The sequence below is a fragment of the Ruegeria sp. CDSB013 genome (assembly GCF_059611165.1).
Window position 1 is genome coordinate 170624 of the sequence record NZ_JBXWPA010000007.1, and the last position, 18367, is coordinate 188990.

The window sequence follows — 18367 nt, forward strand, 5'->3', positions numbered from 1 at the left end:
TGGAATCACAATTTGTGATTTCAAAGGTGACGCAGCCCGTGCTGGGCTGCAAGGTTGAAGTGTGGCGGGCATGATGCGACATCAATCCAACTGTTTGCTTTCCAATTCAATGTGATCAAAGCTGTGCCCAAACCAACTGAGTTCACCCGAAATATTAACAGTGTCACCGGGCTGCAATCTGGAAGCCCAGTAACTGTCAACGCCGCAGTTCAACACTTCAAGGTCGGGTGCATGTACGGGCTTGAAGTCCACGCAGCCACGAGTTCTGCGGCTGGTAGAAACACTCACAACTTCGTACTCGATCGTCTTTACAGGATTCTGCGTTAGGTAATTCCATGCGAACGGAACACCATGATGCCAAAGCGCCCATAGCGCCAAGAATGAAACTATCGGGCCGCCAAGGATCAAAATCAGGATCCGTTTTGTAGTGCTCTGTTGCCTTTGTTTATTATGCGGGGGCCTAAGCTGAGTTCGCAAGAACGCGGGCAATACTGTCATTGCGCCAACCGCAGCGAATGCAATCCAAAAGTATGAACCAACCCAATCGTTCCATTCCGCCGTGGGCACAGCGTTTCCGAAGAACATTGCCAAGCCGGGCAAAACTAGGAAAACGTAAAATGGGAGTTCGACCAAATGGTCCCAAACATCTCGCTTCCGGAGTTGCTCATTAGGTATTTCCGCTGCTCTTTGGGGCTCAACGTAGTCGCCGGAATCAATGAAAAACCTACGAGATGAGCGAAACGTAAGGCCAAATGGACATATAAAAACGACAAACAGCAAGCACAAGGACGCCATTATGTACAATGCAATCGATTGAGGGAAATACTGCGAGTACAGACCGCGTGGTGGTTTGAAGCCTTGATTCACAGCGATAAGCAACAAGATAACCCATATTCCAGTGGCGATAACAAAAGCCACTTTTGGGCCGACTGACACGCACCTTCTCAGCATCCGATTATAGAGCGAGGGGACGAGATACACCGCTGTAATTGCAAACATAAACAAGCTGATGCCTGCGACGAGAACAAAGTCCTCGCTGCCGATCTCCCAATGTACCGACGAGGCATTGACAACGACAGCAGTGGCTACGAGACCAATTAGGCCGAATGCTCGGCCAGCTAAATCACTTAAAAAAAGAGCCCAGTTCATTTCAATGCCTATGGTTGCAATAACTGTGAGCGTTATACTCCAGCATGCACCTTAGGCAAGAATATGGCGGTGGTTACTCACCGCTTCCGCCGCTTCACATTCCCACCCCGCTGCCCCGGCCTGCCGGCCGTTGACCGTCCACGTGATTTTACTGCGTCTTCCGAGGCTTTCTCGACCGCCCATTGGCGCGCCATGGGGTCGTCGGCGATGGCGAGATCGACTGCTTCCAGACGTTTGATCTCATCCCGGATGTTGGCGGCCTCTTCGAATTCCAGATTCTCGGCTGCCTTGCGCATCTTGTCGCGCAGACCGTCCAGATGCGCCTCGAGGTTCGCGCCGTGCATTGGTTTGTCGATGGTGGCGGTGACGCGGTTCATGTCGACGTCGCCCTGATAGAGACCGGCCAGAACGTCCTCGACATTTTTCTTCACCGTCGCAGGCGTGATGCCATTTTCCTCGTTATAGGCGATCTGCCTTGCCCGGCGGCGGTTTGTTTCGTTCAGTGCCCGCTCCATGCTGCCGGTGATCTTGTCGGCATACATGATCACCCGGCCATCGGCGTTCCGCGCGGCGCGGCCGATGGTCTGGATCAGGGAAGTTTCAGATCGCAGGAAGCCCTCTTTATCCGCGTCCAGAATGGCGACCAACCCGCATTCAGGGATGTCGAGCCCCTCGCGCAGCAGGTTGATGCCGATCAGCACGTCGAAGGCCCCCAGCCGCAGGTCGCGCAGGATTTCGATGCGCTCCAGCGTGTCGATGTCCGAGTGCATGTAGCGGACTTTTATTCCCTGTTCGTGCATGTATTCGGTCAGATCCTCGGCCATGCGTTTGGTCAGGGTGGTGACCAGCGTGCGATAGCCATCGGCGGCGACCTTGCGCACCTCGTCCAGCAGATCGTCGACCTGCATGCCGACAGGGCGGATTTCGACCTCGGGGTCCAGCAGGCCTGTGGGGCGGATCACCTGTTCGGTGAAGACACCGCCGGTCTGTTCGATCTCCCACTTGGCCGGGGTTGCCGAGACGAAGACGGATTGCGGGCGCATGGCGTCCCATTCCTCGAACTTGAGGGGGCGGTTGTCCATGCAAGACGGCAGGCGGAACCCGTGTTCGGCTAGCGTGAATTTGCGGCGGTAGTCGCCCCGGTACATGCCGCCAATTTGGGGCACGCTGACATGGCTTTCGTCCGCGAAAACGATAGCATTGTCGGGGATGAATTCGAACAGGGTTGGCGGCGGCTCACCCGGTGCGCGGCCCGTCAGATAGCGCGAGTAGTTTTCGATCCCGTTGCAGACGCCAGTGGCCTCAAGCATTTCCAGATCGAAGTTGGTGCGCTGTTCCAGACGTTGGGCCTCCAGTAGCTTGCCCTCACCGACGAGCTGGTCCAGCCGGATGCGCAGTTCCTTTTTGATCCCGATGATTGCCTGATTCATCGTCGGTTTCGGCGTCACGTAGTGCGAGTTCGCATAGACCCGCACCTGTTCCATCGACGCGGCACGTTCGCCGGTCAGCGGGTCGAATTCGGTGATGGTTTCCAACTCCTCACCAAAAAACGAGAACTTCCACGCCCGGTCCTCTAGGTGGGCAGGCCAGATTTCCAGTGAATCGCCCCGCACCCGAAACGAGCCGCGTTGAAACGCCTGATCGTTGCGGCGGTATTGCTGAGCCACCAAATCGGCCATCACCTGCCGCTGGTCGTATTCATTGCCGACCTTCAGGTCCTGCGTCATCGCCCCGTAGGTTTCGACCGAACCGATACCGTAAATGCAAGACACCGAGGCGACGATGATGACGTCATCGCGTTCCAAAAGCGCTCGGGTGGCCGAGTGGCGCATCCGGTCGATCTGTTCGTTGATCTGGGATTCTTTCTCGATATAGGTATCCGACCGCGCGACATAGGCCTCGGGCTGGTAATAGTCGTAGTAGGAGACGAAGTATTCGACCGAGTTTTCCGGGAAGAAGCCTTTGAATTCGCCATAAAGCTGGGCCGCCAGCGTCTTGTTGGGCGCAAGGATGATCGCAGGGCGTTGGGTTTCTTCGATCACTTTGGCCATAGTGAACGTCTTACCGGTCCCCGTCGCGCCCAGCAGAACCTGTTCTCTTTCGCCGTCAAAGATACCGCTGGTCAGTTCCTTGATCGCAGTTGGCTGATCACCAGCAGGCGCGAACTCGGTATGCATGACGAACTGCTTGCCGCCTTCGAGTTTCAGGCGCGCGCGAACGTCATCAGCGGTCAGCTGTGTCTTGTCGGAATGGGCATAGGGCATAGGCAGGCTCCGGGTCAGGCCCTTACATTTGTTCTTATTTTGTCCAACTGCAAGGCCTGATCCGGTTCAGAAACTCAGTTTCAGTAATAGGCATACTGTGCATCGGGGATTTGAACCGATTGCACCTTGTCGGCCAGCGCTTTCAGATTGCTCTCCAGAACCCGGCCCATCATCGCCTTCATCAGCGTTTGACCCATCAGCCAGCCCAGCAGGCCATATTTCATCTGGTAATCCATGCTCCAGACGACTCGCGAATGGCCATTCGCGAGGGGTTCGATGGTGATGGTCGCATGTGCTTGGGTCAAAGGCATCGCCGGCATCTCGGACAAGCGTACGCGATAGCCTTTGTTGACTTGCCAATCCGTCACTTCCTCGACCAGCGAGGTGCCGTTTTCAAAGTGGCAACGCCGTTTCGACCCGACGCCGTCTGGCCCAGTCGTCAGCGCATCCACCGAGGCGACTTGTGGTGCGAATTCGTCGATTTGCATGAAACGGCTTAGAATGGCCCAAAGGGATTCGGGCCGGGCGTCGATTTCCAGGCTTTTTCTATGGTGGATCATGTTGGTGTCCTCTTGATGGCGTTGCACGATTTATAAAAGGCCCTGATGACAGTTTCTGACATCAGGGCGCGACCAGCCGCGACAATTCCCATCTTGTCCCAGCCTGTACTCTGACGCATAAACAATCTCAGCCAAGTGAGGACGGAGGGGCGACATGCGCGCACGGATTTACAAGCCTGCCAGGAACGCAATGACTTCGGGGATGGCCAAGACCCGCAAGTGGGTTCTGGAATACGCGCCCGCGTCGTCGCGTGAGGTTGATCCGCTGATGGGCTGGACGTCTTCCGACGATACGCAAACTCAAGTGCGCCTGAAGTTCGACACCAAAGAAGAGGCCCTGGATTATGCCAAAGACAATGGCATCGAAGTCCAGGTCAGCGAACCGCACAAGCGCAAACCCAACCTGCGTTCGCGCGGCTATGGTGAGAATTTCGCCACCGATCGGCGCGCGCCTTGGACCCACTGAATGATCGAAATCCATGAGGCCGACCCGACCTCGGACGCGCTACGCCCATTGATCGAGGCGCATTTCGCCCATAGCGAAACTGCCGGACCTGCGGAAAGCAACCATACCATGGATGCCCAGGCTCTGGCTGCCGAGGGCATCAGGTTCTGGGCCATGTTTGACGACGGACAGCCCGTCGGCTGCGGAGCGTTAAAGGCGTTGCCGGACGGAACGGCCGAGGTGAAGTCCGTTCACATCATCTCGGAGGTGCGTGGACGCGGTCTGGCGCGTCAGATGATGAACCACCTGACAGCTGAGGCCCGTATCCAAGGGGTGGCGGCTTTGGTTCTGGAAACTGGTGCTGAACATCTGCCGGAATATGCGGCTGCCCGTAAGCTATATGAACGGCTTGGGTATTCCTATTGCGGTCCGATTTTCGGATATGAAAGCGACCCGAACAGCGCCTTTATGCGCTTGGCTCTTGAACCCGGGAACTAAAAACAGCAAGAAGGGCCCAGCGGTCCCGTAGCTCAACTGGATAGAGCAGCTGACTTCTAATCAGCAGGTTGAGGGTTCGAGTCCTTCCGGGATCGCCAACCATTATCCCCATTCCCGGCACCATCGTCGCATCGATCGCCTGATCTAAGCCGCCTTTAGTGGGCAGCTATCAAAGTAAACGTGGGAACCTATTACATCCAACGGACACGTGTTCCGCAAAATATCGCCGTTCGCACCAGCCCGTCGAGCGAAACTCTGCCGTTTAAAGCTTGCGCGCGCTTTTTCGACTGCAGTTTGTCGAAATCTGAACGAGATTGCTTCGACGATTGCGCTGAATCAGGGGATGGACGATGTCGCAGGCCAGCACGCTTGAGCGTGAAATGCTTAATTTGATCAATGCAGAACGTGCATCGCGCGGCCTTGACTCCGTTCAGCTGGAACTCCGCTTGAACGCTTCGGCCGAAGAGCACAGCCAGTGGATGCTGGAATCCGGCAATTTCTCGCACACGGGTGAGGGTGGCAGCTCGGCCACCCAGCGCATGCGAGACGCGGGTTTTGTATTGTCCGGATCTTGGGCGACTGCCGAGAACATAGCCTGGCAAAGTCAGGGCGGAGAGCCGGGATTTTCAGACGATGTCGTCGATTTGCACAATGCGCTTATGAACAGCCCCAATCACCGCGCCAACATCCTGAACCCGAACTTGGCATACATCGGAATCGGAATTGAAATTGGATCATTCGGCGGCGTTCCTGCCGTCATTGTGACTCAGAATTTTGCCCGCACCACGGCGAGTGTCCAGTTGGATACCGGCGCCGGTTCGGATGCCGGTGGTTCCGATACGCCAGCAGATCCGATACCGGTCGTTCCCGATCCGGGCGAACCGGCAGATCCGGTTTCGACATCTTCGCAAGAGAATCTGTCATTTGGCGACGGGGATACCCTTAGAGTGACGCCGGAAGAACTGGATCAAAGTGTTATCAGCGGGTTTGGTGTGGGCAAGTCCCTCGTTATCGAAGGTGTCGAGCTTAGTCGATCCAACATTCGCCTGACCGATAACTCGAACGTTGAATTCGATGTTGATGGTGACGGTAGGGCGGATCTGACGATTTCGTTGGACGGCGGGCAGTCGGGCGGTGACTTTTTTGCCATCACCAAGGATGGAAACACCGTGGTCAGCTATGCTAAATTTCTGCCTGACCTTGCGCCCGGGGTCCGCGTTGACAGCAGCGTGATCAATGGCATCGTGAACAAATCCTTTCTCGAAGGCGATGGCGCGACGGATTTTCGGATACAGATGGTCGACCTCGGAACCGCTGACTTCAACAATGTCCTTGGCGTTTATGATATTCTAAGTAACGGCGAAATCGCGAATGTGCGCCTGCTGTTTGAAAACACCAATGAAGCGAATGGCGCGGTAGAGCTAAGTAATTTGGCGGACGGAAACCGTCTAGGGTTCTTCATCGTTCAGGATGGTGCAGATTGGGCTAATTCACTTTCAGACAGCGATGACTTGAATTTTGTTGCCAGCAACGGTGGCATGGCAGACGTGGACGACGAATTTGATTTTGTTTTGACGGTGAACGGAAACTCTGCTGGCGTGACCACGTTTCATGCCGAAAAGGCGGCCTTGAACAGTGACGATCAGCAACACGCGCTTTCGGGTGTCGTGTCGGGTGGCCAGTCAATGACCATCGGTTTCGAGGACTTGACGGGAGGGGGCGACTCCGATTTCGAGGATGTCGTGGTCAACGTAACCAGGCTTGAGGATGACGCGCTTTCGGTGGTTTAAGCCTAATTGCCGAGTGCACGCTGATTAACGTGTTGTAATTCACTTTCGGCCCATACCGGCCACTCGGCCAAGTTTGACTATGTTGCGGTCGCGTCCCGTTTTTTTGGACATTCGCTGCAACTGTGCAGACCGCGGCGTGCTGAGCAAATAAAACACGCGGCTTGTCGGACTTTCCCGAAACGCGGCCCAAATCGCCGTCACTCATGCGCGCAATCAGTTGGTATCTTGTCCGCGAAAAAGACCAGGACCTAAACATCTTAATTTGATCGGATATTACTACTACTATTTTTTGGTGCTTGTAATTGCGCGCCAGTCTTCCGGTGGAGGCCTGTCTAACAGGCTTTGGGCTCGGGCCATCATGGCGACTGAGGCGGGATCTCCGTTTCGTGTTCGATCCGCAACCTCAAATGCGGCAACAGCTTTTTCAAATCGCCCTGCCCGGTAGTGCGCAAGGCCTTGTTCATAGGTCTCTATCCAGGCAAATGCTCCCTCACACCCATCTGCCATCGCTATCAGTTCGTAGACCACCAGCTCTTCAATGCGTCCGAATACGGTAAGCGTGTCCAGTTCGCGCACCACAATTGTGCCGGCCGCCTGTTGTCTCGTTTCCGGCCCAATGAGGATCAGCGTGCCATAGTCTTTGTTTGCTCCTTCCAACCGGCTGGCAACGTTCACAACATCGCCAATCGCGGTGTAGTTCAACCGCTGCTCTGATCCGATGTTTCCGACCAAAGCCTCGCCGCTGTTCAGCCCGATCCTGACACGCAAGGGATTGCCGTCATCATCTTCAATTCCGGACGCGCCCACTGCAGCGACAAGGTCCAATGCTGCGCGGCAGGCGTTTTCAGCGTGATTCACATCCTTGCGCGGCGCCCCCCAAAACGCCATCACAGCATCACCCATGAATTTGTCGATCGTCCCACCATTTTTGGCGATAGCCGTGGAGGCCGCGCTAAAGAAGGGCTCCATCAGTTGGGTAATCTTGGGGCCAAGTTTCTCGGACAGCCCAGTGAAACCCGTGACGTCGCAGAATAAAACAGAGATCTGCTTCATCTCTCCGCCGGGCTGTATCTTGATACCCTCAGCAAGCAGCATGCGCACGAGATCTGTGGGTACGTATTTTCGGAATGCCGACAAACCAGCCGCCATGCTGGCGGTGGCCGCAGAAAGATTGGAAAGCTCAGACAGTTTGGACGGTCTGCGCTCAATTTGCTCGACGTCAAAGCGCTCAATTTTACCAAGGTCCTCGGCGATGCGTGCCAGCGGATTTGCCACAACTTTGCGGATCAGCCAGATCGCTAATCCGGTTGCAACAACCACCACAATGATCAAAACGTAAATCAGATTGATCAGCGTCTCGTCGATGCCCGAAAGAAAGGCCGATTCAGGTATGACTGTGGCAACGCGCCAGCCGTAAAACCCCAGAGGCGTCAGCGCCACCGCATAAGGCACGCCGTCAATGACGACACGTTTCGTCAATGTGCCAGAGGCATTTGCTTGTGGGTCCGCCAACAGCCTTTCGCCCGAGATCATGGCGACTTCATAAAGCTTGCCCTCGCCCATGCGCGCCGGAGTAACCTCATCCGCTTCTGCATCGGGGACCGCAATGACTTTTCCATCGGCGTTCAGGATAAATGCCGCGCCAAATTCGCCGGGCGCAAGCGTTGCAAGAAACCGTGACAAACGATCCGTTTCGATCGCAACGGCCAGAACGCCTTGCCGCGTTCTATTGACGTCTATCGGACCGGCATAGGCGTAAACGGTTCTGTCACTATCCGGAAGGTCGCGCGCTTCGATCCACCCAGCGGAGTTGAGGCCCATGAAGTTTCTAAACCAGGCATGTTCGCGCGGATCATAGGATGTTTCGGTAAAGGTCCGCTCTTCGAACTGTATGTCACCGGGAATGAAGATGTAGCGGTCTTTCCGCAGCATTCGGTCGCGGATTCCCTCATCGATTTCAATCATCTCAAGCCCACCGTCACCCAGGCGATGTGACGCAAAAAAATTCCCGTCAGGCCAACCGAAGAACATCCATGAGATATTCGGCTGTGCCTGCAATTGTGACAGAAAAACAAACTCCCGCTTGTCGGCCTGTCGCGTCGCGATGACGTTCTGAACAAAGATCGTACGAACGGCCGCCCAGGCGGCTTCGGCTGACCTGAGTGTCACGCCCACCTCGATACGGACAGTGTTTGCGATCTGGCCGTTGATTTCTGCCGCAAGCATGCGGCTATTGTCGCGCGCGGTCGTCCACCACAGGGAATGGACAATAAACGTCGACACTCCGATAGACACAGCCACCAGAATTGACACCGCAATGCCTACACTAAATCGCAATTAAATCTCCGCCGAAAAGCTACTTGTTTCAGTATTGAATTGAGACAGCTAAGAGAGCAAAGTTTTCTTAAACCCAGACCCGAAATCTCACGCAACTGTTAGGCGGAAGCAAAGGACTCTGTTGAAGCGAGCGCCTTAACACTAAATGCCGTATCTAACCTTAGTAAATTTGCCAGACGCTTCGCACTGTTGAACATGCGGCCCTTTTCATACCTTTGCCACACCAAACCCACGACGCGCTGCGGCCGGTCAAACCGAACATTGGCTGCAGGCGTAACAGCCAGAAAGGTCGAATACTCGATGCAGACGAAACAGACTTTCGCCGTGATTGCGTCAATGACAGCTTGATTACACACAGCGTCCACATCGACACCACATCAGATCGAAAAGAAATCCTTTAATACACTGTTAAAGAGCCAAGGCTTTTCCAGATGCGCAGCATGGGCGCATTCCGGCATAACCAGAAGGTTGGCGTTGGGAATGGATTGCCACAATTGTTCGGTCTGGCTCCATGAGTAGGTTCGATCACGGTCACCCCAGACTACCAGTGTTCTGGCCTCGATATTCTCCAGGTGCTTGACACCACTCCAGTTCTCCATCGCGTCTAGCCCATTTAGCATGGTCGGCAATCTGCATTGCTCGGCGATGGCGGCACAGTCTTTGTAGCCATCGGCATATTCCCGATTTAGAAACCAGGTCGCTGCGATCCGTCTGGCGGTGGCCTGCGGTCCGTCCAATTGAGCGCGGCGTTTGGATGTACCGATGGTCTCGAACCTGCCCGGAAGGACTCCTGTGGCGCCGGTACCGTAGAGCACTAATCGCCCTATTCTCTCTGGCGCGCGCGCCTCCATTTCTTGCACGACCATCCCGCCCATCGAATGGCCGACCAGGTTAAAACGCCCGATGCCGCGCGTGCTCAGTTGGCCTAGGACCCATTCAGCATAGTCGCCAATACTGTCCAGCGCTTTCCAACAAGCATTTTCGCCAAATCCCGGCAAATCTAAGCTGATGATCTCGTGCCCGACTGCTGAATCGGCCTGCCCCTGCCATTGTCGGCTTCCGCCCATGAAGCCATGCACAAAAACGACCGGTGTCATTTGCGCCCGCCCTGCACGATACGATCAAGGATCATAGCGCAGAACAGGATCGAGAAGCCAGCGAGTATACCCTGTCCGACATTGGCATATTGCAATGCTTCTAGGACATCTTCACCCAATCCCTTGGCCCCGATCAACGAAGCCACGACGACCATTGCCAGTGACAGCATAATTGTCTGATTGATCCCGGCGCGGATTGATGGGGACGCCAGAGGAAGATCAACCTTGGTCAACAGATACCATTTGTTAGCACCAAAGCTGATTGCCGCCTCACGCACGCTTTCGGGCACACCCCGCAAGCCCAGGACGGTTAAACGCACTACTGGGGTGCCACCAAAAATCATGGTGACAACCACCGCTGCCGGTTTGCCGACACCAAAAAATGCGATTACCGGGACCATGAAGACAAAGGCAGGCATAGTCTGCATAAAATCCATGATCGGCTGGATAAAGGCGTAAAAACGTGGGCGGCGTGCGGCGAACATGCCCAAGGGAATCCCTATGACAATGGACAGACAGGCCGCCGTACCCAATAGGGCCAGCGTTGTCATCGCCCCCTCCCAAAACCCCAAAAGCCCCATATACGCCAGAAAAGCCCCTGAATAGATGGCCGTGCGGATGCCTGCCGTGAGCCATGTCAAAAGCACGATCAGGCTGGCAATCACGATCCACGGCGTCTGAACCAGGATGACCTCAAGCGCGTCAAGAAGCGCGCGAATGCCAAAGGTCAACCCGTCGAAAAACGCCTCGCTGTTGCGTACACACCAAGCGATGAAGTCTTCGACCCCTTGGATGCTGGTCAGGCGAATTGCCGGATCGGTGGGAAAATGGCTGAGCAGGGAAAAACGGCCCGGAAAGCTGTAGTGCAGCATTGCGGCGGTGACGATCAGAAACATGAAAACCGCGCTAAACACAATATGAGTGATTGGCATTGCCGACCGGATCGAACGATCCGACAGCCAATCGGAAAACCGCGCCTCAAGCGCCCAATTGGCCACTATGGATTGCACTGCTTTAACCAGCAACAAGATCACGATCCCGGTTAGAACGATCATAGGGCCTTGGGCGGCAAGCGCATCGGCTTCGGCCCGAATGCCACCGATGTTTTGTTCAAGGGACTCGACCGTGCGCTGATAGACGTCGATCTTGTCCGAGCCGCTTTCGATTGCTGCGGCAAGCTGTTTGCGGCGCAGTTCAAGTGTGCCTTCAATGGATGCTATACGCTGCATGGCGTCGGCGGCCAGTTCCCCAAACAAACCACGCGCGATTTGAACAAAGCCCAGGGTTTCAAGGATCAGGAACGGCAGCGCCCAGCTCCACAACCCACGCGCGCCGAACCAGATAGGACCGAATAATCCGGCCATAATGTTGAAGGTCGGTGTGAAGCGGGACGAGGCACCGATCTTATCAAAATTCCGTATATAGTAATCCGGGCTGGTGCGGACAAAGGCATGGATGTTGTCGCGGCGTTCCTCGGCATAGGCAAGGGCAGCTTCGCTTTCCGTGTCTTCAAGTGGGTTGACGCCAAGATCATTGAGTTCGCTCATGATACTTCTGTCCCTTCGATCACGGTGCGCAGCAAGTCGGCGCGTGTGATGATGCCAACGTCCCTGTCGCCGTCCTGCACGAGTATGGGTTTTTGGTCGTCAATCGCCATGTTGATCAGATTGCTAAGGGTTTCGCCTTCTTCGACCCGTGGAGCATCTCTGTGAACCGGTCCGTTGGCGGCGGTATATTGTTCAAGCGGTTGCATTACGGCGTGGGCATGCACGACTTTAAGCCGCGAAATCCCGGCGACAAAATCGGCAACGTAGTCATCTGCAGGATTCATAACGATATCTTCAGCGGTGCCTATCTGCACCATCTTGCCGTCGCGCATGATTGCTATCCGGTCACCGATACGAACCGCTTCATCCAAATCATGGGTGATGAAGATCGTGGTCTTTTTCAAAATTTTGGACAGGCGAATAAACTCGTCCTGCAACTGGCGTCGGATCAGAGGGTCAAGAGCCGAAAATGGCTCGTCCATCAATAGAACATCTGGGTTTGCTGCCAGGGCGCGCGCCAAGCCGACACGCTGTTGCATGCCGCCTGATAATTCATGAGCAAATTTTGATCCCCAAGCGCCCAGCTCAACGATATCGAGAATGGCTGCCGCCTGTCGCATACGCTCGTTCTTGGCAATCTGGCGGATTTCCAGAGGCATCGCCACATTGTCCAAAACCGAACGGTGCGGCATCAGGGCAAAGTTCTGGAACACCATTCCGATCTTTCGGTTACGAAATTCCTGAAGCTCTTTCGGGCCAAGGGCCATGACATCGGTGCCCTCGATTTCGATTTTACCTGCCGTAGGCTCCAAAAGGCGGTTGAAATGGCGGACCAGCGTGGATTTGCCACTGCCCGACAGTCCCATAATGCAAAAGATTTCGCCACGGTTCACCGACAAGCTGACATCGGCGACGCCAACCACCGCGCCCAACTCTGCCAGAATCTCGGCCTTGCTGAGGCCTCGGTCATGGATCGCCTGCAAAGCGACTTGAGGGTTCGCGCCGAAAATCTTCCAGACATTCGAAATTTCGACAACGGTATCGGCAGGTTCAGAGGACATGCGAGACATCTCAAAGTTTGAGGGGCAAAAGCGAAAGGGGAAAGAAGCCGACACCGAATGGTATCAACGGTGTCGGCATGATTAACAGACGCCGGATCAGAGGCCCAACCAAGCGTCGACCCGGTCGGGATTGGCTTCAACCCACTCACGGGCAACCTCTGCTGGATCACGGCCCTTGCCACTGATTTCATAGGCGAAACCGCTGACGTCATCAGCAGTCAGAGCAAAGTTGGCAAAGAATTCCGCAATCGCAGGCGAGCGATCTTCAAGCGAATTTGACCATGCAATCTGAACGTTCTTCAGAGCGTCTTTGGTGGCAACCGAGGATTTGCTGTACCAATCAGGGTCATCCGACGGCTGTACCATCACGTATTTGGCCGGATCAAAGGTCGGCTCGGTCAGCATCTGGACGTCGAACATGTACCAAACCGCGTGCGGTTTATAGCAGTAGAAAGCATAACCTTCGCCTTTGGCGATACTGTCCTTGATGCGCGCGGTCTTGACGCTTTCTTCGGCACGGATCGGATCGATGAAATCAAGAAGGCCATAGTCACGGGTCTTAACCTCGTTGACATTGGCCGAAGCCCAACCGGGGGCGCCAATCCACATCTCACCCTTGCCGTTGCCATCGCTATCCATCGCTGAGGCGACGTCCGGGCGGCCCAGATCAGCAATATCGGTGATTTTCATCTTATTGCCGAAGTCCTGCGAAACGCAGAAGCCCTGGTTTCCTTCATAGGGGTTGGACGACAAGGTTACGGTACCCGCTTCGTCAACGTATTTCTTGGTGAAACTTTCCTGGTTCGGCAGCCAGACATCGGGGTGCACATCAATGTCTCCCTTGCCCTGATCCATCGCCTGGAAAATCGTCGCGTTGTTGCCCGGTACGTATTCAACCTGACCACCGATGCGCGTTTCAACCACAGCACCCAGAAGATGAGCAATCGCCTGTGCGCCAGTCCAGGAGGGCACGCCGATTTTGACCTCTTCGGCAGCGAGAGCAGGCATCGCAAACGCGCCGACTGCAGCCGCCAGACCCAGTGTTTTCAGTTTGGTTCTCATGGTAGTCTCCTCTGTTGAGATGCGCCGTGTTCCGACGTCAGTTTTTTGATCTCTTTGTGCCTCCAACACATGGATTTGACCGGAAAGCAATTACCTCCTCATAGCTGTTGGACAGTGGTCCGATGCAAGGCCGGGCCTTCGATTCCTACTTGAAAGTCTAGAGCAAAGCGATTTCCGCAGGCCAATTCGAACATTTCATCAAACTATTCCAACATTGCATAGTTATGATTACACTCGTCAACCACAGCAGACAGACTGGGACGCACAATGGATTTGAATTGGCTCCGTGACTTTGAATGCCTTGCCCGAACCCTGAATTTTACCCGGGCGTCGGACGAGAGAAACATCACGCAATCGGCTTTCAGCCGAAGAATCAGAGCCTTGGAAAACTGGGTTGGACTTCCTTTGGTTAATCGTGCCACCTATCCTGTGCGTCTGACCGACGCCGGAGAACAGTTTCTGCCGGTGGCCTTGGCTGCGATTTCACAACTGTCCGAGACCCGTCAATTGTTACGGGATGCGGATCGCGGGGACAGCCGGTTCATCCGGTTTTCGGTACTTCACACAATTTCGGTCAATTATCTCGCAACGCGAATTGAAGAACTGCAGCAGCAAATCCCCGAATTGCGCACACGTGTGGTGTCTGATTCCCTCAGCACTTGCTGCGAGCTTCTTGTTGAAGGGGCGGTCGACGTTTTGCTGTGCTACTATCACCATTCAGTCTCGCCATTGATCGATGAGGCGGCATTCGAAAAAAAAGACCTACTAATAGACCGCCTTGTCCCTGTCGCCGCCGCTGAAACAACCCGGGCCAACGGGTGGGATCTTGGCAAGACAGACGGCCCGCCCATTCCACATCTGGCGTATGAGCGATCATCGTTTCTAGGAATGGTGGTTGAGAACACAGTCGAACGGCAAATGCTGAATGCCGAGACGATCTATGTCGATGGATTGGTCGAAACGATCAAGCGGCGGCTTTTGAAAGGCAGTGGATTTGCCTGGATGCCAGAAACTGCGATTTCGACCGAACTTGCCGATGGAGTACTGGTGCCGATTGGCGACGATACGTGGTGCACCTCTTTAACCATATCTGCCCTGTCTAACCCTGACGCCTTTGATGCGACCGCACGCAAATTGTGGGACCTGCTTTAGCGGAACTGCATATTACGCGCTGTTGTTTCGGCGGGCAGCAGTGATGAGAATTTCAACATTGCGCCCATGACGCGCTCATGCAGCTTCGACGCAGGCGAATTCGGCGCCCGGTGAACGGTTGGAATCAAGCAGGCATTCGTTCGCTACCCAATGTCTTTGGAGCTGTCGGCCGTTGCCGCCTCGATGATAGCCTGGACCAAGAGGTCGACTGTATCGCTGACGTTGGCATCCCAAGCGACACTGTCGGAAACAAGCGAAAATTCTGAGCAGGCGATGATTTGCAGGTCCGCTCCGGCGCTGACAAGATCTTTCGAAGCTGCGAACACCGAGTCACGGGCACATGTGCAGGGACCCTTGGCCTTGATCGTACGGATGGCCGCCAGCAGGGCATCGTCTTTCGCAGGCCAGACAACAGACAGCCCGCGTTCTGAAAGAGCGGTATCGAAAAGTCGGGTGTGGCGTACCGCTGGTGAGGCAAGCATGCCGACACAACCTCCGGCTCCAAGCTTTTGTGCGGCGTGATCCGCCGCCAGCTCGACCATGTTTAGCAAGGGGATGTCCACTGCTTCTGTGATTGCCCCGGCATAGTGGTGCGCAGTGTTACAGGGCATCGCCAGAGCCTCGGCCCCGGCGGTTTGAAGCCGACGCGCCATAGTTGCCAGAGTGTCCCCTGGATCAATGCCTGTCCCCTCGATCAGGTGGGCAATCCGTGACGGGACCTGCGGATTCATATCGATCAAAAGGGGAATGTGGTCGTTGTCATCCCGCGCCGGGACGGCCTCCACCAACTTGCGTTGGAGGAGGATTGTCGCCTCGGGGCCCATGCCGCCAAGTATGCCTACAGGACGTAGCGCGCCCATGGCTTAGATATGAACCCAGCGATTTGCGTGGTCGAAGGCAAATTCGTAGCCGCCCAGGGCCGCCGCGCCACCGGTATGAAGGAATACAACCCGCTGATCCTTGAATTCTCCCTTGCGAGCAAGGTCGATTAGGCCCGCTGCGCCCTTAGCCGAATAGCAGGGGTCAAGCAGTATGCCTTCCAACTCGGCGAACATCCGGATCGCCTCAATGCCGCTTTCCGTCGGCAACCCGTAGCCTTCGCCAACATAATCGGTATTGGCCATCACGTCTTCACGCTTGACGATGCCGGCGCAGCTCAGCTTTTCTGCTGTTTTGCAGGCAAGATCATAAACCATCTGTTCCTGTTTGGCTTGCGGTGCCCGCGTGCCTATGCCCAGAACAGGGACCATGGAATTCATCGCGCACATGCCCGTGACCAGCCCGGCCTGAGTGCCTGAAGACCCTGTCGCATGTACCAGCCGATCAATCCGAAGACTCCGCTCATTAGCCTGAGACAAAAGTTCGAAGGCTGCATTTACGTAACCAAGCGCACCAGTCGGGTTTGAGCCACCGCCAGGGATAACGTAAACGTTGCGTCCTTCGGCACGCTTCTTCTCGGCGGCCTTCTGCATTTCTTCAACCATGTTGTGACCACCGGGAAACTTCTCGGTTGTGGCACCATGCAGGTGATCCAACAGGACGTTGCCGTTGGTGTTGTAGTTCCCGTCCTGATAGCCAGTCCTGTCCTCGAGTAGGATATGACAATCAAAACCCAGTTTGGCCGCGAAAGCAGCGGTCTGCCGGCCATGATTTGTCTGGGTCGCGCCTTGCGTCATCACCATGTCGGCGCCCTGTTTCTCGGCCTCGGCCATGAGGAATTCAAGCTTTCGGGTCTTGTTGCCGCCCGTTGACATGCCGGTGCAATCGTCGCGTTTGATCCAGATTTCACAACCCAACTCTTTGGAAAGCCGTTTCATCGGCTCAAGCGGTGTGGGCAGATGGGCAAGATGCAGCCGGGGAAAGCGGGCGAGATGCATAAGAAGACTCCTAATTTTGGCTTTCCTCAACTTATCTGCCTAATATTGCGGTTCCTAATGCGAAATACCGACCATATATTGCAAGAATTGCAAGTTATTGTGGGTTGCTCTATCTGTGTTCCATGCGGCTTGAATGGATAGACGATATCTTAGCTGTGCTTGATGGCGGCTCCTTGGCGCGTGCGGCAGAAAAACGGTTTCTGACGCAGTCGGCCTTTACTCGCCGGGTGCGGCTCATTGAAGACAGCATAGGCGCGGCACTGTTTGATCGCCGCCGCAAACCGGTTACCCTGTTGCCCGGCGTACGGGCGCTTGAGCCCGAGTTACGTGATCTCAGTGCAAGAATGCACAAATTGCGCCAAACCATGCAGACCGCAAGCGATCAGGCTTCGAAATCACTGGGTTTTGTCTGCCAGCATGCGCTGACCACCACAGTGTCGCCACAGGTGGTTCTGGCGTTGAGTACGGATGGTAACGTTTTGACACGGGTGCGTTCGGGCAACCAGGATGAATGTCTGATGCATTTGATCTCCAGAGAGGTCGATTTTGCGATCATGTATGCGCTTCCGGGTGATGATGCACCCGTACCAGTTAATGCCTTTGAAACGGTGGATCTTGGAACGGACCTTTTGATCCCGGTCGCAACGCCGAACGGCCGCAACAAGGCCAATTCAGCGGTTCTTCCAACGATTAGCTACCCGTCAGAGGTCTTTTTGGGGCAGGTTTTCGCCCGGATGATCAATCCGCGCCTGCCCAAGGACACCACCGTGTCAATGGTCGCAGAAACCGCCCTGACACTGGCGGTGTTGCAACTGGTGCTAACGGATATTGGGGTTGCCTGGCTGCCGCACTCCTTGATTGTCGAACACCTTTCACAAGGGCGGTTGGTGCGGATCGACGACGTCTTACCGTCGCAACTTCTGATCATTCGCCTGGTACGTCTCCGCGAGGCGCAGTCCGAGCATGCTGAACGGGCATGGCAGCGTCTTGCCCAACATCTACAACTCCCGACAGTGGGAAACTGACGATCGAGTAGACGAAAAATTTCGTTGCGCAAGATGTACGTCAGAATACCGGGGTCGTCGGCGCAACAAATGGAACTAATAAGAACGGATAATAGAGGTCGAAAAATTCGGGTGAATGGATGGCAATACATCGCTGAAAAGTACAAAAACTTGGGGTACCTGGAGCGCCCTGAACTGACGCGCAGAAATGCGGCGAATAAATGGAACTGTGACATTTTAACAGTGGGTGTTCTCCCGGCCAGGGCTAAAGGTTTGAATGTCTGAATCGTAATGGTTTGCGCCAATTCGTTCACACCGCAGAAGCCGTTAGTTTGGGCTCAAAGCGGGCCTCAGGGGTGAGGAAACATTCAGTGAAAGTGTCTCGCGTCACTGTCGGGTTGTCATTGTGGGCGGGTATGGCGGATCGCAGGATCAGTCATGTTCACCGCTCGAAATTCGAAGCGGGGATAATGAAGCCTAACGGTATTCAGTGGATCCTGAGCATAGGGTTTTGGACCGCAATC

General features: G+C 55.1%; 15 protein-coding genes and 1 tRNA gene. 6 read left to right on the forward strand and 10 right to left on the reverse strand.

The features are described 5' to 3' along the window. Window positions 1–81: 81 nt before the first annotated feature. From AC2FJF_RS13820 to AC2FJF_RS13830, 3 genes are all read right to left on the reverse strand, one after another. Window positions 82–1149: a hypothetical protein gene (locus AC2FJF_RS13820; RefSeq protein WP_496725911.1), complete on the reverse strand. Its 1068-nt coding sequence runs from the start codon at window positions 1147–1149 to the stop codon at window positions 82–84. 77 nt (window positions 1150–1226) lie between these two features. After that, the gene (gene uvrB, locus AC2FJF_RS13825; protein WP_496725912.1) at window positions 1227–3413 is read right to left on the reverse strand and encodes an excinuclease ABC subunit UvrB; all 2187 of its coding nucleotides are present in this window, start codon (window positions 3411–3413) and stop codon (window positions 1227–1229) included. Between the two features lie 80 nt (window positions 3414–3493). After that, window positions 3494–3973 carry an SRPBCC family protein gene (locus AC2FJF_RS13830; RefSeq protein WP_496725913.1) on the reverse strand — a complete coding sequence of 160 codons (480 nt, stop codon included), beginning with the start codon at window positions 3971–3973 and terminating at the stop codon, window positions 3494–3496. A 154-nt stretch (window positions 3974–4127) separates the two neighbouring features. Between AC2FJF_RS13830 and AC2FJF_RS13835 the strand changes: the two genes are divergently transcribed. The 4 genes from AC2FJF_RS13835 to AC2FJF_RS13850 all read left to right on the forward strand — a co-directional run bounded on the left by AC2FJF_RS13835 (window position 4128) and on the right by AC2FJF_RS13850 (window position 6706). Then, entirely contained in the window at window positions 4128–4439 is a 312-nt protein-coding gene (locus tag AC2FJF_RS13835) for an ETC complex I subunit (protein ID WP_109312827.1), read from the forward strand. Then, on the forward strand, window positions 4440–4916 hold the full coding sequence (locus tag AC2FJF_RS13840; RefSeq protein ID WP_496725914.1) for a GNAT family N-acetyltransferase: 477 nt from the start codon (window positions 4440–4442) through the stop codon (window positions 4914–4916). It abuts the gene before it with no gap. A 21-nt stretch (window positions 4917–4937) separates the two neighbouring features. Next, window positions 4938–5014: transfer RNA gene (locus tag AC2FJF_RS13845), tRNA-Arg, on the forward strand. 252 nt (window positions 5015–5266) lie between these two features. Beyond that, entirely contained in the window at window positions 5267–6706 is a 1440-nt protein-coding gene (locus AC2FJF_RS13850; protein WP_496725915.1) for a CAP domain-containing protein, read from the forward strand. A gap of 282 nt (window positions 6707–6988) precedes the next feature. Here AC2FJF_RS13850 and AC2FJF_RS13855 read toward each other — a convergent pair whose 3' ends face one another. The 5 genes from AC2FJF_RS13855 to AC2FJF_RS13875 all read right to left on the reverse strand — a co-directional run bounded on the left by AC2FJF_RS13855 (window position 6989) and on the right by AC2FJF_RS13875 (window position 13810). After that, entirely contained in the window at window positions 6989–9043 is a 2055-nt protein-coding gene (locus AC2FJF_RS13855) for an adenylate/guanylate cyclase domain-containing protein (protein WP_496725916.1), read from the reverse strand. Between the two features lie 377 nt (window positions 9044–9420). Continuing rightward, window positions 9421–10140, reverse strand: a complete 720-nt coding sequence (locus tag AC2FJF_RS13860) for an alpha/beta fold hydrolase (protein ID WP_496725917.1) — start codon at window positions 10138–10140, stop codon at window positions 9421–9423. Continuing rightward, complete coding sequence (locus AC2FJF_RS13865) at window positions 10137–11687, reverse strand: ABC transporter permease subunit (protein WP_496725918.1); 1551 nt, start codon at window positions 11685–11687, stop codon at window positions 10137–10139. Before AC2FJF_RS13865 ends, AC2FJF_RS13860 begins: the two co-directional genes overlap by 4 nt. Continuing rightward, window positions 11684–12748 (reverse strand): quaternary amine ABC transporter ATP-binding protein, encoded by a 1065-nt coding sequence (locus tag AC2FJF_RS13870; protein ID WP_496725919.1) that lies wholly within the window; start codon window positions 12746–12748, stop codon window positions 11684–11686. The genes AC2FJF_RS13865 and AC2FJF_RS13870 overlap by 4 nt, the downstream gene beginning before the upstream one ends. 96 nt (window positions 12749–12844) lie before the next feature. Continuing rightward, a complete protein-coding gene (locus AC2FJF_RS13875; RefSeq protein ID WP_496725920.1) occupies window positions 12845–13810 on the reverse strand; it encodes an ABC transporter substrate-binding protein in 966 nt (321 codons plus the stop codon). 267 nt (window positions 13811–14077) lie between these two features. Here AC2FJF_RS13875 and AC2FJF_RS13880 point away from each other — a divergent pair, with 267 nt between their 5' ends. Then, the gene (locus AC2FJF_RS13880; RefSeq protein ID WP_496725921.1) at window positions 14078–14962 is read left to right on the forward strand and encodes a LysR family transcriptional regulator; all 885 of its coding nucleotides are present in this window, start codon (window positions 14078–14080) and stop codon (window positions 14960–14962) included. 143 nt (window positions 14963–15105) lie between these two features. On the opposite strand, the gene cuyB is transcribed toward AC2FJF_RS13880, so the two are convergent. After that, window positions 15106–15822, reverse strand: a complete 717-nt coding sequence (cuyB, locus tag AC2FJF_RS13885; RefSeq protein ID WP_496725922.1) for a cysteate racemase — start codon at window positions 15820–15822, stop codon at window positions 15106–15108. Between the two features lie 3 nt (window positions 15823–15825). Beyond that, window positions 15826–16839, reverse strand: coding sequence for a D-cysteate sulfo-lyase (gene cuyA / locus AC2FJF_RS13890; RefSeq protein ID WP_496725923.1), 1014 nt, complete (start codon window positions 16837–16839; stop codon window positions 15826–15828). A gap of 122 nt (window positions 16840–16961) precedes the next feature. On the opposite strand from cuyA, the gene AC2FJF_RS13895 reads away from it, so the two are divergent. Next, a complete protein-coding gene (locus tag AC2FJF_RS13895) occupies window positions 16962–17864 on the forward strand; it encodes a LysR family transcriptional regulator (protein WP_496725924.1) in 903 nt (300 codons plus the stop codon). The last annotated feature ends 503 nt before the right edge of the window (window positions 17865–18367 follow it).

Coding starts and splice junctions, on each gene's coding strand:
- AC2FJF_RS13820 (WP_496725911.1), bottom strand. CDS start 1,149: ATGAACTGGGCTCTTTTTTTAAGTGATTTAGCTGGCCGAGCATTCGGC.
- uvrB (WP_496725912.1), bottom strand. CDS start 3,413: ATGCCCTATGCCCATTCCGACAAGACACAGCTGACCGCTGATGACGTT.
- AC2FJF_RS13830 (WP_496725913.1), bottom strand. CDS start 3,973: ATGATCCACCATAGAAAAAGCCTGGAAATCGACGCCCGGCCCGAATCC.
- AC2FJF_RS13835 (WP_109312827.1), top strand. CDS start 4,128: ATGCGCGCACGGATTTACAAGCCTGCCAGGAACGCAATGACTTCGGGG.
- AC2FJF_RS13840 (WP_496725914.1), top strand. CDS start 4,440: ATGATCGAAATCCATGAGGCCGACCCGACCTCGGACGCGCTACGCCCA.
- AC2FJF_RS13850 (WP_496725915.1), top strand. CDS start 5,267: ATGTCGCAGGCCAGCACGCTTGAGCGTGAAATGCTTAATTTGATCAAT.
- AC2FJF_RS13860 (WP_496725917.1), bottom strand. CDS start 10,140: ATGACACCGGTCGTTTTTGTGCATGGCTTCATGGGCGGAAGCCGACAA.
- AC2FJF_RS13865 (WP_496725918.1), bottom strand. CDS start 11,687: ATGAGCGAACTCAATGATCTTGGCGTCAACCCACTTGAAGACACGGAA.
- AC2FJF_RS13870 (WP_496725919.1), bottom strand. CDS start 12,748: ATGTCCTCTGAACCTGCCGATACCGTTGTCGAAATTTCGAATGTCTGG.
- AC2FJF_RS13875 (WP_496725920.1), bottom strand. CDS start 13,810: ATGAGAACCAAACTGAAAACACTGGGTCTGGCGGCTGCAGTCGGCGCG.
- AC2FJF_RS13880 (WP_496725921.1), top strand. CDS start 14,078: ATGGATTTGAATTGGCTCCGTGACTTTGAATGCCTTGCCCGAACCCTG.
- cuyB (WP_496725922.1), bottom strand. CDS start 15,822: ATGGGCGCGCTACGTCCTGTAGGCATACTTGGCGGCATGGGCCCCGAG.
- cuyA (WP_496725923.1), bottom strand. CDS start 16,839: ATGCATCTCGCCCGCTTTCCCCGGCTGCATCTTGCCCATCTGCCCACA.
- AC2FJF_RS13895 (WP_496725924.1), top strand. CDS start 16,962: ATGCGGCTTGAATGGATAGACGATATCTTAGCTGTGCTTGATGGCGGC.